This window comes from Acinetobacter sp. AL9 (genome assembly GCF_041464035.1).
In the GTDB taxonomy this organism is placed as follows: domain Bacteria; phylum Pseudomonadota; class Gammaproteobacteria; order Pseudomonadales; family Moraxellaceae; genus Acinetobacter; species Acinetobacter towneri.
Map to the genome: position 1 here is coordinate 1 of NZ_JAYFSK010000234.1, position 266 is coordinate 266.

Consider the following 266-nt stretch of genomic DNA (forward strand, 5'->3'; position numbering starts at 1 on the left):
TATGAGGGATAAGGGCAAATTGTAGGTTTTATCTCAGGTTCAAATTTAAGATTTTAGCAGCACTCCAAACTCTACAATTTGCGTATAGTGGTAGCTAATCACTATATCAATCAAGATACAAGAAGCATTGCTTCGCAAGGGTCAGGATGATCAGCACTAAAATTGCGTTTCACCAAGTCATCTGCTCGTTTTTGATCCTCTCGGCTACGGGTAGTTTGTTTATTCTTACCACGCCAAACACCTTGTATACCTAGTTTTTGCATCAA

Annotated in this window: 1 pseudogene; it reads right to left on the bottom strand. The window is 39.1% G+C overall.

Annotated elements, in window-relative coordinates:
- Nucleotides 1-140: 140 nt before the first annotated feature.
- Nucleotides 141-266, bottom strand: a pseudogene (locus tag ACEO2X_RS14475) (IS3 family transposase); the annotation flags it as partial.